The following is a 15,841-nucleotide window of genomic DNA, read 5'->3' as shown; positions in this document are numbered from 1 at the left end:
GCTTTGCGCGCAAAACGGTAAAAAATCGGCCGCGCCGTTCGTCACACCAGTGAAGCCGCCCCATGCGGCCCCGAGACTTGGCCGAAGCGGCCGGACCGAAGGACTTCACGCACATGACGAGTTTCCCGACTGCGCTGCATCACCGAATTCGCGAACTGGCGCGCCGCGCGCCCGACGCGCCCGCGCTCGCCGCGCCTTTCCAGAACGACCTGCGCCTGTCGCGCGGCGTGCTCGATGCGCGTGCGTCGCACCTTGCGCGGCAGTTGCGCGCGGCCGGTGTCGGCGCGGAAGTGCGGGTGGGCGTCTGCGTCGAACGCTCGTGCGAGCTGTTCGTCGCGCTGCTTGCCGTGCTGAAGGCGGGCGGCGTATTCGTGCCGCTCGACCCGCGTCATCCGGCCGCGCGTCTGGACTGGATCGTCCGCGATGCGCAACTGCGCCACGGGATCGTCGACGCGGCCGGCCGCGCGGCGCTCGGCGCGCCGTTCGAACACGCGTTCGACGCGATGTCCGCGGATGCGGCGGCCGCCGCCTTCGTCGACGACGAGGACGTGCCGGTGCATCCGCGCTCGGCGGCTTACATGATCTATACGTCGGGCTCGACCGGCATGCCGAAGGCGGTGGTCGTCGAGCACGGGCCGCTCGCCGCGCATTGCGACGCGCTCGTGGCCGCGCTGCCGATCGAGGGCGGCGACCGCCTGCTGCATTTCGCGTCGGTCAATTTCGACGCGGCGCACGAATGCTGGCTCGCGCCGCTCGCCGTCGGCGCGAGCGTGACGATTGCGCCGCCGCAGCCGTTCGCGCCGGACGCCGCCCATGCGCTGATGGTGAGCGAATCCATCGGCGTCGCCGCGTTTCCGCCCGCGTATCTGCGCGAATTCGCGGCCGTCGCCGCGCGCGACGGCGTGCCGCCGGCGTTGCGCGTGCTCGCGTTCGGCGGCGAGGCGCTGCCGCAGCAGGCATTCGAATTCGTGCGCCGCACGTTCCCGTCGGTTCGCCTGATCAACGGCTACGGGCCGACCGAGGCCGTGATCTCTCCGATGCTGTGGCCGGTCGAGCCGGGCGAAATGCCGGTGCTGGCCGATGACGATGCGTATGCGTCGCTGCCGATCGGTCGCGCGATCGGCCCGCGCGTCGCGCGCATCGATGGCGGCGCGTCCGGCGAACCGGGCGAGGGCGGCGAGCTGCTGCTCGGCGGCGTATGTCTCGCGCGCGGCTATCACGGCCGCCCGGCGCTGACGGCCGAACGCTTCATTCCCGATGCGCACGGCGAACCCGGTGCGCGCGTGTACCGCACCGGAGACCTCGCGCGTCTGCGCGCCGATGGCGCGTTCGATTATCTCGGCCGTCTCGACGACCAAGTCCAGGTGCGCGGCGTGCGTGTGGAGCCCGCGGAAATCGCCGCGTGCCTGCGCGCGCATCCGGCGGTGGCCGACGCGGCCGTGATCGCCGAAACCGGCAACGGGCCGACGCGGCTGATCGCGTGCGTCGCGCTGCGCGCGACCGCCGACGACGCGGCGCTGAAGGCGCACGTGGGTGCGCAGTTGCCCGCCGCGTGGCAGCCGCACCGGTTCGTGCGCTGCGACGCGCTGCCGTACACGCTGAACGGCAAGATCGACCGTGCCGCGCTACGCGAGCGCATCGCCGCCGCCCGCGACACCGAACGGCCCGCGGGCGACGCCCCGCGCACGCCGACCGAGCAGCAGATCGCCGGTCTCTGGCAAACGCTGCTCGGCCTCGACGCGACGCCGTCGCGCGACGACCGCTTCTTCGTGCTGGGCGCCGATTCGCTCGCCGCGATGCAACTGCAGGCCGCGATCCGCGCCGCGTTGCGCGTGAACCTGCGGCTCGACACGCTGTTCGCCGATCCGGCGCTGGCGGAGCTGGCCGCGCACGTCGATCGCGCGGAACGCGAAACGGGCGCGCCGCTGGCCGCGATTGCCGCACGCCGCGCGCCGGCCGATGCCGCCGCATCGGGCGCCCCGTACGTCGACCGCACCGCATCGCTCGCACAGCAGCGCTTCTGGGTGCTCGCGCAAACGCGCGACGCCAGTGCCGCGTATCACATCGCCGCGCACTGGACGATCGACGGCGTGCTCGACCGCGCCGCATTGCAGCGCGCGCTCGATCACGTGATCGAGCGGCACGACGCATGGCGCACGACCCTCGTCGACAACGACGACGGCATCGTGATGCAGCGCATCCATGCCCGCTTGCCGGTCACGATCGCGACGCTCGACTTGCGCGGCCAGCCGCCGGCCGCGCGTGACGCGCAAGCCGCGCGCCTCGCCGAGCGCGACGCCGGCACGCCGTTCGATCTGTCGAACGGGCCGCTGCTGCGCGCGACGCTCGTCGCGCTCGCCGACGACCGCCACCGGCTGCTGCTGACCGCGCACCATGCGATCACCGACGGCTGGAGCTCGCGCTGCGCATTCGACGAGCTGTCGGCCGCGTACCGCGCGTATGCGCAAGGCCGCGAACCGTCGTTGCCGGCACTGCCGATCCAGTACGCCGACTACGCGGACTGGCAGCGCGACATGCTCGCCGGCGGCGAAGGCGAGCGTCAGCTCGACTACTGGCGCGGCGCGTTGCGCGACGTGCCGGGCCCGCTCGCACTGCCGGTCGACCGCCAGCCGGGCGCGACGCGCACGCTGCAGGGCGCACGCGTGTCGGTCCGCCTGCCCGACGCGGTCGCTGCCGACGTCCGGCGTCTGGCGCGCGACGCGCAGGCCACGGTCTTCACGGTGCTGCTGGCGGCGCTCGACGCATGGCTGTCGCGCGTGACCGGCGAGACCGACGTGGTCGTCGCGGTGCCGGTCGCGCATCGCCAGCGCCCGGAAACGCGCGCGCTGCTCGGGCTGTTCCTGAATACGGTCGCGCTGCGCGTGCGGGTGGCGCCGACGCTGCCGTTCCGCGCGCTGGTCGACGCGGCACGCACGGCGGCGCTCGACGCGGTCGCGCACCAGGACGTGCCGTTCGAGCGCGTCGTCGATGCGGTGAAGCCGCCCGTCAAGCGCGGCGACGAATGGCTGCGCGTGAAATTCGCGCAGCAGTTTGATGCGCGGCACGACAGCGTGCTGCCGGGCGCGACCGCGGTTGCGACGCCGGGGCCTGATCTCGCCGCGCGCTTCGACTTCGCGCTGGATTTCACCGACGACGCGCACGGCATCGAACTGGTCGCCGCCTATGCGACCGACTGCATCGATGCCGACACCGCGCGCGCGTGGCTCGACAGCTATGCGGCGCTCGTCGCGTCCGCCGCACGTGAACCGCACCGCACGACGGCCGCGCTGCCGTGCGATGCGTCGCCGGTGTCGCGCCAGCCGCGCGACGGCCGTGCGCTGAACGTCGAACACGCCGACGTCGTCGCCGCCTTCGCGCGGCAGGCTGCCGCGTATCCGCATCGCGTCGCGCTCGCCGATGCGTCGACGTCGCTGACGTTCGCCGAACTCGACGATGCGTCGAACCGCATCGCGCATGCGCTGAAGCTGCGCGGCGCGACGGCCGAAGCCCCCGTCATCGTCTGCATCGAGCGTTCGGTTCGCTTCGTCGTCGGCCTGCTCGGCGCACTGAAGGCCGGCGCGCTGGCCGTGCTGCTCGACCCGGCCCAGCCGGCTGCACGCGTCGCAGCCGCGGCCGCCGATTGCGGTGCACGCTGGGCGCTCGTCGCGCAGGGGCGGGATGTCGCCGCGTGGCCGGCCGGCAGCGACGCGCAGCCGCTCGATGTCGACGCGCTCGCACAGGACGCGACGCTCGCGCATGCGGCCGGCGTACGCGTCGCGCCGCATCCCGGGCAGGGCGCCTATCTGATCTATACGTCGGGTTCGACCGGCACGCCGAAGGGCGTCGTCGTGTCGCACGGCGCACTGGCCGACTACGTGCAGGGGATGCTCGACGAACTCGCGTTCGCACCGGACGCGTCGTTCGCGATGGTGTCGACCGTCGCCGCCGACCTCGGCCACACGACGCTGTTCGGCGCGCTGTGCGCGGGCCGCACGCTGCACCTGCTGCCGGCCGCGTGCGCGTTCGATCCGGACCTGTTCGCACACGAGATGCGCCGCCGCGACGTCGGCGTGCTGAAGATCGTGCCGAGCCACCTGCAGGCGCTGCTCGATGCGCGCGTGCCGGCCGACGTGCTGCCGCGCCACGCGCTCGTGACCGGCGGCGAAACGCTGACATGGGCGCTCGTCGCGCGCCTGGCCGCGCTCGCGCCGGCCTGCCGCGTGATCAACCATTACGGGCCGACCGAAGCGACCGTCGGCGCGATCGCGTGCGACACCGCGTCGATCGGCGCCGAAGCGCGCGATCCCGCGAGCGGCGTGCCGCTGGGCCTGCCGCTGCCGAATGCGCGCGCGCTGGTGCTCGACGCATTCGGCGCGTGCGTGCCGGCCGGTGCGACGGGCGAGCTGTATCTGGGCGGGCCGGGCGTGGCGCGCGGCTACATGAACCGACCGGCGCAGACCGCCGAGCGCTTCGTGCCCGATCCGTTCACGCCCGGTGCGCGCCTGTATCGCACCGGCGACCGCGTACGCCTGCGCGCGGACGGCCGTCTCGCGTTCCTCGGCCGCATCGACGACCAGGTGAAGATTCGCGGCTATCGCGTGGAACCGGGCGAGGTGAGCGCGGCGGTACGCGCGGCCGGTCCGATCGCGCAGGCCGAGACGCTCGCGATCGAGCACGACGCCCGCCTGCGGCTCGCGACGTTCGTCGTGATGCGCGACGGCGCGGCATTCGACGAGCCCGCCATGCGCGCGGCACTCGGCGCGACGCTGCCCGATTACATGGTGCCCGCGCAGTTCGTCGCGCTCGCGCGCCTGCCGGTGACGGCGAACGGCAAGATCGATCGCGCGGCGCTGCGCGAACTGGCCGCCGCGCCGGTGGCGGTTGCCGTCGGCGACGCGCCGCAGGGCCCGGTCGAAACGGCGCTCGTCGAAGTCTGGCAGGCGGTGCTGAAGGCGCCGCACGTCGGCCGCGACGACAACTTCTTCGAGCTCGGCGGCGATTCGATTCTGGTGCTGCAGGTGATCGCACGCGCCCGCAAACGCGGCGTGCGCTTCACGCCGAAGCAGCTGTTCGACGGCCCGACGGTCGCCGAACTCGCGCGCATCGCGAAAACCGGGGACGTTGCCGCCGCGCCGTCGGCATCGACATCGGCGCCGGCTCGGGCCGCAACGGCTGCCGCAGCGGCGATCCTGACGCCGGCACAGCAACGCTTCTTCGCGCTCGACGTGCCGCATCCGGGCCACTGGAACCAGTCGGTCGCGTTCGACGTGCGCGGCCCGTTCGACGCCGATGCGTTCGCACGTGCATTCGACGCGCTGCTGACGCATCACGACGCGTTCCGCCAGCGCTTCGCACGCGGCGCGGACGGCCACTGGCACGCGAGCGATGCGGCGAAACCGTACGACGCGCTTCCGTTCGTCGACGTCTCCGCGCGCGACGAAGCCGACGCGCTGACGCGCTTCGACGCCTTGCAGCGCCGCCTCGATCTCGGCCGCGGGCCGCTCGCATGCGCATGTGCGGCGCGGCTGCCGGACGGCGCGACGCGGCTGTATCTGGCGATTCATCACGCGATCGTCGACGGCGTGTCGTGGCGCATCCTGCTCGACGACCTGGACGCCGCGTATCGCGCCGCATGCGAGCGCACGCCGGTGCGCCTGTCCCAGCCGGGCTTGCGTGCGGATGCCTGGGCCGCACGCCTCTCGCGTGCCGCGACGGATCCGGCATCGCCGTTCGCCGCCGAAACGGGTTACTGGGCCGGCATGGCGGAGGGCGACGATCTCGTGCCGGATCATCCCGACGCACCGGCGACGAACGCCGACGCGGCCGTCGTCGTGCAGACGATCGACGCGGCGCTGACCCGCGCCGCGCTGAGTGACGCGCACGCCGCGTATCGCACGCAGACGATCGAACTGCTGGGCGCGGCGCTCGCGCTGGCGCTGGCCGGCGCCAGCGGCGCCGCGTCGTGCCGCGTCGAACTCGAAGGGCATGGCCGCGAGGCGCTGTTCGACGACGCGGACGCGAGCCGCACGATCGGCTGGCTGACGAGCCACTATCCGGTCACGCTGCCCGTCGAAGCCACCGCGCGCGACACGCTGTGCGCCGTCAAGGACACGCTGCGCGCGGTGCCGCACAAGGGGCTCGGCTTCGGCGTGCTCGCGCACTACGGCGACGCGGCGACGCGCGCGGCGCTGGCCGCCGTGCCGCGTCCGCGCGTCACGTTCAACTATCTCGGCCAGTTCGACGCACCGCGCGACGCGACGCTCGTGCCGCGCTTCGGCGGCACCGGCATCGAGCGCGACCCGCAAGGGCCGCTCGGCAACACGCTCGCGATTCACGCATACCTCGATACCGATCGCGACGGCGCACGCACGCTGAAGGTTCACTGGGTCTACGGCGCGCCGCAGTTCGCGCGCGCGACGATCGATGCATTCGCGGATCGCTTTGCCGCCGCGCTGCGCGAACTCGCCGACGCATGCGCAGCGCGTGTCGCGCATCGCGGCGGCGGTGCGACGCCGGGCGATTTTCCGCTCGCCCGGGCCGCCGGCCTCACGCAGGCCGCGATCGAGCGCGCGCCGCTCGACTGGCGCACGATCGACGACGTGTATCCGCTGTCGCCGATGCAGCAGGGGATCCTGTTCCATGCGCTGTTCGCGCCGGGTCATGCAAGCTACGTGAACCAGCTCGTCGCGACCGCGACGGCGCTCGATGCCGACCGGCTCGCGGCCGCGTTCGCCGCGTCCATCGCACGCCACGACATCCTGCGCACCAGCGTGATGCCCGACGAGGCCGCACCGCTGCAATGCGTGCATCGCCATGCGCGGATGCCGGTCGAACAGCTCGACTGGCGCATGCGCGGCGACACGCTGGACACCGACTTCGACGCGTGGCTCGCGGCCGACCGCGCGCGCGGCTTCGACTGGCGCGAGCCGCCGCTGATGCGGCTCACGCTGATCCGCGTGACCGACGACGCGTGGCGCGTCGTGTGGACGCGCCATCACGTGCTGCTCGACGGGTGGAGCACGGCGCGCCTGCTTGCCGACGTGCTGCGCGACTATCGCGACCCCGACGCGGTGTCGCCGTTCGCGAGCCGCCCGGCGCTGCGCTATCGCGACTTCATCGCGTGGCTCGGCACGCGCGACCGCGAGGCCGACGGGCGCTTCTGGACCGGGCGGCTCGCGCGTCTCGACGCACCGACGCTGATCGCCGAGCGCGTGGCCGACCGCGCGGATGCGCAGATGGTCACGTGGCGCGCGACGATCGACGCGGCTGCGACGACGCGTGTCGCGCAAACGGCGCGTGCGCTGAAGCTGACCGTCAACACGCTGGTGCAGGGCGCCTGGGCGCTCGCGCTGCAGCGCATGACGCACCAGCCGGCCGTCGCGTTCGGCGCGACCGTCGCGGGCCGTCCCGATGCACTCGCGGACGTCGACACGGTGCTCGGTCTCTTCATCAACACGCTGCCCGTCATCACGGCACCCGCGCCGCAACAACGCGCGGCCGACTGGCTGCAGGCGCTGCAGCGCGAAAACGCGGCTGCGGCCGAGCATGCGCACACGCCGCTCGCCGACATCCAGCGCTGGGCACGCGGCGCCGGCGGCGCACTGTTCGACACGCTGGTCGTGTTCGAGAACTATCCCGTCGACGACACGGCGCGCGCCGCCGATCCGCGCGCGCTCGCACTGAGCGGCGTGCGCAGCATCGAGTCGACCGACTTCGCGCTGACGCTCGTGATCGAGAGCGGCGCCGAACTGACTATCGACTACGGCTACGACACCGCGCGCGTGGATACGCACCAGGTCGAACGCTGGCACCGCGCGTTCGCGTGCGCGCTCGATGCGCTGGCCCGCACGCCGGACGCGCTGCTCGGCACGCTGTCGATCGCCGACGACGCGACGCGCGACGCACTGGCGCGCGCGCAGGACACCGCGCGGACGTGGCCGGACGCGCAACGCCAACCGCTGCATCTGCAATTCGCGGCCGCCGCGCGGGCGACGCCCGACGCGATCGCGCTCGAATACGCGGATGCCGACGGTGACGTGCAGCGCGCGACCTATCGCGAGCTCGACCGGAAGACGACGCGCGTCGCCGCCGCACTGCGCCGGCGCGGCGTGCGGCCGGACACGCCGGTTGCGCTGTGCGTCGAGCGTTCGTTCGACATGGTCACGGCGCTCGTCGGCGTGCTGAAGGCCGGCGCCGCGTACCTGCCGGTCGATCCCGACTATCCGGCCGAGCGCATCGCGTACCTGCTGCGCGACGCGCGGCCCGCGGTCGCGATCACGCAGGCGCATCTGCGCGAGCAGGTCGAGGCCGCGCTCGGCGACGACGCGACGACCCAACTGCTGACGGTGACCGATCTGCTCGCGGACGACGCAGGCGAAGTGGACGCCGCCGCCGCCGACTGTGCAACCGACATCGACGACGCACAGCTCGCCTACCTGATCTATACGTCCGGCTCGACCGGCAAGCCGAAGGGCGCCGGCAACTCGCACGGCGCGCTCGCGAACCGCATCGCGTGGATGCAGCACGCGTACCGGCTGACGCGCGACGACGTCGTGCTGCACAAGACGCCGTTCGGCTTCGACGTGTCGGTGTGGGAATTCGTGTGGCCGCTCGCGACCGGCGCGAAGCTCGCGATCGCAGCGCCCGGCGACCACCGCGATCCGGCCCGCCTCGCGGCGGCGATCCATGCGCACGGCGTGACGGTGCTGCACTTCGTGCCGTCGATGCTGGCCGCGTTCGCCGCGTATCTCGACGACTTTTCGGCCGCCGCGCAATGCGACAGCGTGCGCCTGATCGTCGCGAGCGGCGAGGCGCTCGCGCCCGAACTCGTCGCGAAGGTCGCGCGCCTCGTGCCGAACGCGACGCTCGTGAACCTGTACGGGCCGACGGAAGCCGCCATCGACGTGTCGCACTGGACCTGCGGCCCCGACGACGCCGGCGCCGTCGCGGTGCCGATCGGCCATCCGATCGCGAACCTGCAGCTGCACGTGCTCGATGCGGCCTGGCAGCCCGTGCCGGCCGGCGCGACCGGCGAACTGTATCTGGCGGGCGCGGGCCTCGCGCGCGGCTATCTCGGCCGCCCGGGGCTGACGGCCGAGCGTTTCGTGCCCGATCCGTTCGTGCCGGGCGCCCGGATGTATCGCACCGGCGACCTCGCACGGCGTCGCGCCGATGGCGCGCTCGACTACCTCGGCCGCGTCGATACGCAGGTGAAGCTGCGCGGCCAGCGGATCGAGCCGGGCGAGATCGAGGCGCTGCTGCGCGCGGCGCCCGGCGTGCACGACGCGGTCGTGATCGTGCGCGACGCGCAGCTGATCGGCTATGTCGCACGTGGCGACGCGGGGCCGCTCGACCGTGCCGCCTTGCTGGATTCGCTGCGCGCACAGTTGCCGGCCTACATGGTGCCGTCGCAGCTGATCGAACTCGACGCGCTGCCGGTCACGCCGAACGGCAAGTGCGACCGCCATGCGCTGCCCGCGCCGGTGCGCGAAGCGGCCGCGGCCGTCGAACTCGCGACCGACACGCAGCGCGCGCTCGCGGCGATCTGGCAGCGCGTGCTGCACGTGGACGCGATCGGCCGCGACGACGATTTCTTCCAGCTCGGCGGCCACTCGCTGCTCGCGACGCAAGCACATGCGCAGGCGAACCTGCACTGGGGCCTCGCGCTGCCGCTGCGCACGCTGTTCGACACCCGCACGCTCGCACGCTGCGCGGACGCGATCGACGCGGCCTGCGCGGCACGCGGCGAGACCGACGCGGCGAGCGCGATCGATGCGCTGCTCGGCGAACTGGAAACCCAATAAGGACGACGGATGACGAAGGCTCAACCCGACTGGCTCGCGCTCGCGACGCGCTTCGCGCAATTGCCCGACGCGCAGCGCGCGGTGTTCATCGACAAGCTCGGCGCGGCCGGCATCGATTTCCGCATGCTGCCGATCCCGCCGCGCACGCCGCGCTCCGAGCGCGTGCCGGCATCGTTCGCGCAGACGCGGCTGTGGCTGCACGCGCGCTTGATCGACGCGCCGGACGCCTATCACATCACCGAACGGCTCGCGCTGACGGGCCCGCTCGACGCGCATGCGCTGCGGCTTGCGTGCGATGCGCTGATCGCGCGCCATGAAGCGCTGCGCACGACCTTCGACGAAACGGAGGACGGCGTCGCGCAGACGATCCATCCGCCGCTGCGCTGCCCGTGGCGCGAGACCGATCTCGAAGCGTTGCCCGACGCGCAGCGCGTCGCGCGCGCCGAAAGCGTCGCAATGGCCGATGAAGCCGCCGCGTTCGATCTCGGCGCGGCACCGCTCGTGCGCGCACACCTGATCCGCTTCGACGCGACGCATCACTGGCTCGCGCTGACCGTTCATCACATCGTGTCGGATGGCTGGTCGTCGAACGTGATGCTGTTCGAACTCGCGGCGTTCTATCGCGCGTATACGTCGGGGGAACCGGTGCCGCTCGGGCCGCTGCCGATCCAGTACGCGGACTATGCGCTGTGGCAGCGCCGCTGGCTCGATGCCGGCGAGCGCGACCGGCAGCTGGCGTTCTGGCGCGAGCGGCTCGACCCGCAGCGCGGTGTGCTGACGCTGCCCGGCGCGGCCGCGCGGCCCGCGCGCCGCAGCGCGCGCGGTGCACGTCACGTGTTTTCGCTCGACGCGCGCATCGGTGCGCGGCTGCGCGCGTTCGCGGCCGCGTCGGGCGCGACGCCGTTCGCGGTGTTGCTCGCGGCGCTCGACGCGCTGCTCGCGCGTGCGACCGGCGATGCGCGGATCTGCGTCGGCGTGCCGGCCGCGAACCGCGAACGCGCGGAAACGGCCGGCCTGATCGGCTTCTTCGTCAACACGCTCGCGATCGATGTCGACGTGCCCGCGCACGGCGATTTCTCGTCGCTGGTCGCACGCACGCAGCGCGCGCTCGTCGATGCGCAAATGCACCAGGACGTGCCGTTCGAGCAGGTCGTCGACGCGCTCGGCGTGCCGCGCAGCGCGAGCCACCATCCGCTGTTCCAGGTGATGGCCGCATATGGCGAGCGCCGCGCGCTGCCGGCGCTGGGCGCGGCATCGGCAGCCTTGCTGCCGTCCGGCACGCCGTCCGCGAAATTCGACCTGACGCTTTCCGTCGAGGCGACGCCCGACGGCACGTTCGACGCCGCGTTCATCCACGCGCTCGACCTGTTCGACGGCGACGCGATCGCGCGGCTGGCCGCGCGCTTCGTCACGCTGCTCGCCGATGCGCTCGCGCGCCCCGACGTGCCGGTCGGCGATCTCGACTGGCTGCCGGCCGACGAGCGCGCGCAACTGTTCGCGTGGAACGCGCCGGCGGGTGCGGCCGAAGCCGAACCGTTCGTCCCCGTGCACGCGCGCATCGCCGCGCATGCGCGGGCACGGCCCGACGCACGCGGTGTCGCCGACGTCGATCGCGCGCTGACGCGCGGCGAGGTCGACGCGCGCGCGGCCCGCATCGCGCGCAACCTCGTCGCGGCCGGCGTGCGGCCTGAAATGCGCGTCGGCGTCGCGCTGCAGCGCTCGGTCGACCTGCTGGTCGCGCTGATCGCGGTGCTGAAGTCGGGCGCCGCGTTCGTGCCGCTCGATCCGGCCCATCCGCGCGAACGCCTCGCGCAGATCGTCGGCGATGCGGGCATCGCGCACGTGCTGACCGACGGCGCGAGCGCCGCATCGCTGCCCGAGCTGCCGGCGCTGCGCGTCTGGCGCGCGGACGAAGTCGACGCACTCGACGAAGCCGCGGACGTCGCGCTGCCGGACGTGCTGCCCGGCCATGCGGCCTACGCGATCTACACGTCGGGCTCGACCGGCAAGCCGAAGGGCGTGATCGTCGATCACGCGGCGTTCGCGCGGCATTGCGTGGCGATCGCCGAGCGCTACGGCGCGGGCGAGAACGACGTGTTCCTGCTGTTCCAGTCGGTCAACTTCGACGGCGCGCACGAAGGCTGGTTTTCGCAATACCTGTCGGGCGCCGCCGTGTCGGTGACGGCCGACGTGCTGTGGCCGCCCGCGCAGACCTGCGCGATGATGATCCGCGACGGCGTGACGATGACCTACGTGCCGCCCGGCTGCGCCGCGCAGCTCGCCGAATGGGCGCTCGCGCACGGCGCGCCGCCGACGCTGCGCTCGCTGACCGTCGGCGGCGAAGCCACGTCGCGCGAAGCGTTCGCGATGCTGCGCCGCGCGATGCCGAACGTGCGCGTGGTCAACGGCTACGGCCCGACCGAAACCGTGATCACGCCGACGCTGTGGATGTTCCGCCCGGGCGACGATCTCGCGACGCTGGGCGACGCCGCGTATCTGCCGATCGGCACGCTGGTCGGCGCGCGCACCGCGCACGTGCTCGACGCGCGGCTGCATCCGCTGCCGGTCGGCGTGATCGGCGAGCTGTACCTGGGCGGCGAGGGGATCGGCGTCGCGCGCGGCTACCTCGATCGTCCCGCGCTGACGGCCGAGCGCTTCGTGCCCGATCCGTACGGCGCGCCGGGCGCGCGCCTGTACCGCACGGGCGACCTCGTGCGGCGTCGCGCGGACGGCGTGTTCGACTTCATCGGCCGCGTCGATCATCAAGTGAAGCTGCGCGGGCTGCGCATCGAGCTCGGCGAGATCGAGGCGCAGCTGGCCGCGCACGATGCGGTGCGCGAAGCGTGCGCGGTCGTGCACGGGCAGGGCGCGCAGGCGCAGCTCGTCGCCTACGTCGAACTGACCGCCGACGCGCAGGCGGCCGCGCAACCGGTCGAGGCCGCGACGCTCGACGCGCATCTGCGCCGCACGCTGCCCGACTACATGGTGCCCGCGCAACTGATCGTGCTCGACGCGCTGCCGCGCAACGCGAACAGCAAGGTCGATCGTGCACGGTTGCCGGCGCCGGTGCGCGTCGAACGCGCATACGAAGCGCCGCACGACGGCGACGAAACCGCGCTCGCGGCGATCTGGCGCGACGTGCTGAACCTCGAGCGCGTCGGTCGCGGCGATCACTTCTTCGAACTCGGCGGCCATTCGCTGGCGGCGGTGCGCGTCGCGACGCGCGTCGCCGAGCGGCTCGGCCGCGACGTGCCGGTGCGCGCGCTGTTCGAAGCGCCGGTGCTCGCGCAATATGCGCGCCAGGTCGCCGACGCGCCGCGCGCCGCGCACGCCGGTGCCGCCGCGCCGGGCGTCGCGGTGGTCAAACCAGACGCGCACGGCGTATGGCCGCTGTCGCCCGCGCAGCTCGGCCTGTGGTTCCTGTGGCGCGCGCAGCCGGACAGCGCCGCGTACAACATTCCGGTCGCGCTGCGCGTGCGCGGTCCGCTCGACGTCGACGCGCTGCGTGCGGCGTTCTCGGCCGCGGCGGCCGCGCACCCGGCGCTGCGCACGCGGCTCGTCGCGCGCGACGGCATGTTGCCGGGCCAGCGGATCGATGCAGACGTTTTCGTCGAAATGCCGGTCATCGATCTGTCGGCGCAATCCGACGCGCTCGCCCGCGCGGCGGCGCTGACCGATGCCGACGCGCTCGCACCGTTCGATCTCGCGGCCGATGCGCCGCTGTGGCGCGCACGCGTGCTGCGGCTCGGCGCGGACGATCACGTGCTGTCGGTGACGATCCATCACATCGTTTCGGATGGCGAATCGATCGAGCTGTGGCTCGACGCGGTGCGCGCGGGCTATGTGGCGTTCGCGCGCGGCGAAGCGGAATCGGTATCGACACCGCCTCACGACATGTCGCTCGCGCTGCCCGCGCCGTGCCACCCGGCCCGCGTCGCGTACTGGCGCGACGCGCTGGCCGATCTGCCGCCGCCCATACTGCCGCAGCGCGCAAACGCGCCGGCCGTCCCGCAATGGCGTGCGGCGCGCGTCGCGTTTGAATTCGACGCATCGCTGATCCGTGCCGCGCGCGCCGCCGCGTCCGCCGCGCACGCGACGCTGCCGATGCTGCTGCACGCGGCGCTCAACGCCGCGCTGTTCCGCGTGACCGGTGCGGCCGATCAGCCGGTCGGCGTGCTGGCGTCGACGCGCGAGCTGACGGGCGATACCGCGCGCGATGCGCTCGGTCTCTTCATCAATTCCGTGGTCGTGCGCACGCGGCTCGACACGTCAGCCTGCCGCTCGGACGTGCTCGCGCAGGTGCGCGATACGGCGCTCGCCGCGTATGCGCATGCCGACGTGCCGTTCGCCGACGTCGTCGCCGCGCTGCGCGCGCCGCGTGCCGCAAACGCCAATCCGCTGTTTCAGGTGATGTTCAACTACCTGCGTCCGACCGGCGCCGCCGCGCGCGACTGGGCCGGCCTGACGCTCGGCGGGTTCGACGACGTGCGTCATCGCGTCGTGTTCACGCTCGAGCTGGACGTCGTCGAGCATCCGGACGGCCGCGTGAGCGCCGCGTTCTCGTACGCGGACGAACTGCTCGACGGCGCTTTCGTCGATGCGCTCGTCGACCTCTATCACGACGAAGTCGCGCGTTTCGCCGGTGCGCCGGAAGCGGCGCTCGGCGCACCCGACGCGCTGTTCGCCGCGTCGGCGGCGGTCGCAGTCGCACCGGCCGGCAGCGCGGCGACGCGCGTCACGGCGGCATCGCGCGCGCCGGACGCCGCAGCCGCGCTCGCCGCGCTGTGGTCGGACACGTTCGCGACGGCCGCGCCCCCGCCCGATGCCGATCTGTTCGAAGCCGGCGCGACGTCGTTCGACGTCGTGCGCTTCGTCGACGCGGCCCGCTGCGCCGGGCACGCGCTGACGGTGGCCGACGTATTCGCGTCGCCGACGCTCGCGGCGCTCGGCGCGCATCTCGATGCGTCGGCCGAAACGGAGCAGGAGGTGCGCGATGCTGGCTGAAGTGCGTCCGGACGGATTCACGATGCCGGACACGTGCCGTCTCGCGTTCGCGGACGGCCTGTTCGCCGCGCGCGACGACGCGGAGATCCGCGTCGCGCAGGGCGACGGCATCGGCGCGCAGCTGCTGCGCGCGCAGCTCGCGGACGACGGCACGCTGCGCCTCGTCGCGTACAACCATCGCGCGGCGCCGGGCGACCAGCGTCGCGCGCTGCTGGCCGCGCTCGCCGCCGCGTTTTCCGACGACGCGCGCCGTGCGGCGATCCGGCTCGACCCGGCCGCGTGGCCGGCGGTCGCGCTCGACGCGCTGCGCGCGAGCGGCGTGCTCGCCGACGGCGGCCTGTGCATGCGCGAAGGCTGGGCGCAGCAGGCCGATCTGTGGCGCGTCGGCACGCCGCTGCCATGCGCGACGCTGCCGATGCTGACCGACGGCCGGCGGCATCCGCGCCGTCCGCCCGCGCCGCGCGGCGACGTGTATGCGCGCGACCTGCCTGCACTCGGCGTGCGCTTCACGCTGCGCGGCTGGCAGCCGGGCGAGGACGCCGCGCGCCTGGCGCACTGGTTCGACGAGCCGCGCGTGCGCGACGGCTGGCCGGGCACGCAACCCGGCGTGGACGGCACGACGCCCGACGCCGATCCGCACGTGAGCCCGCTCGTCTGCTGCTTCGACGGCGAACCGTTCGCGTACGTCGAGGCGTTCTGGCTGAAGGAAGACCGGCTCGCGCCGCACGTCGGCGCGCGCGATTACGACCGCGGGCTGCGGATGCTGGTCGGCGCATCGCGCTGGCGCGGCCCGCATTGCGTGGCGGGCTGGCTGCCGTCGGTCGTGCATTACCTGTTTCTCGACGATCCGCGCACCGAAGCGGTCGGCTGCGCGGTCCCGGCCGGCCGCGCGCGGGTCGTCGACACCCTCGCGCGGCACGGCTTCGCGCGGCAGCGCCGCCTGGCGCTCGCCGACGGGCAGCCGCTGTGGATGCGCACGCTGCGCGAGACCTTCTTCTCCGGCCGTCACGTCTGACGGGCCGGATTCACCGACA

At 73.3% G+C, this 15,841-nt stretch carries 3 protein-coding genes; all 3 read left to right on the top strand.

The features are described 5' to 3' along the window. Window positions 1–113: 113 nt before the first annotated feature. The 3 genes from WS46_RS21845 to WS46_RS21835 are packed head-to-tail and all read left to right on the top strand — an operon-like array spanning window position 114 to window position 15,822. Window positions 114–9,803, top strand: coding sequence for a non-ribosomal peptide synthetase (locus tag WS46_RS21845; RefSeq protein WP_059691835.1), 9,690 nt, complete (start codon window positions 114–116; stop codon window positions 9,801–9,803). 9 nt (window positions 9,804–9,812) lie between these two features. Continuing rightward, window positions 9,813–14,807, top strand: a complete 4,995-nt coding sequence (locus WS46_RS21840) for a non-ribosomal peptide synthetase (RefSeq protein ID WP_059691734.1) — start codon at window positions 9,813–9,815, stop codon at window positions 14,805–14,807. Continuing rightward, entirely contained in the window at window positions 14,797–15,822 is a 1,026-nt protein-coding gene (locus tag WS46_RS21835) for a GNAT family N-acetyltransferase (protein ID WP_059691733.1), read from the top strand. Before WS46_RS21840 ends, WS46_RS21835 begins: the two co-directional genes overlap by 11 nt. The last annotated feature ends 19 nt before the right edge of the window (window positions 15,823–15,841 follow it).

It is taken from the genome of Burkholderia sp. RF4-BP95 (genome assembly GCF_001521985.1).
Taxonomy (GTDB): Bacteria; Pseudomonadota; Gammaproteobacteria; order Burkholderiales; family Burkholderiaceae; genus Burkholderia; species Burkholderia diffusa.
The sequence above is the reverse complement of the archived record's forward strand: the minus strand, read 5'-3'. Positions and strand labels throughout refer to the sequence as shown.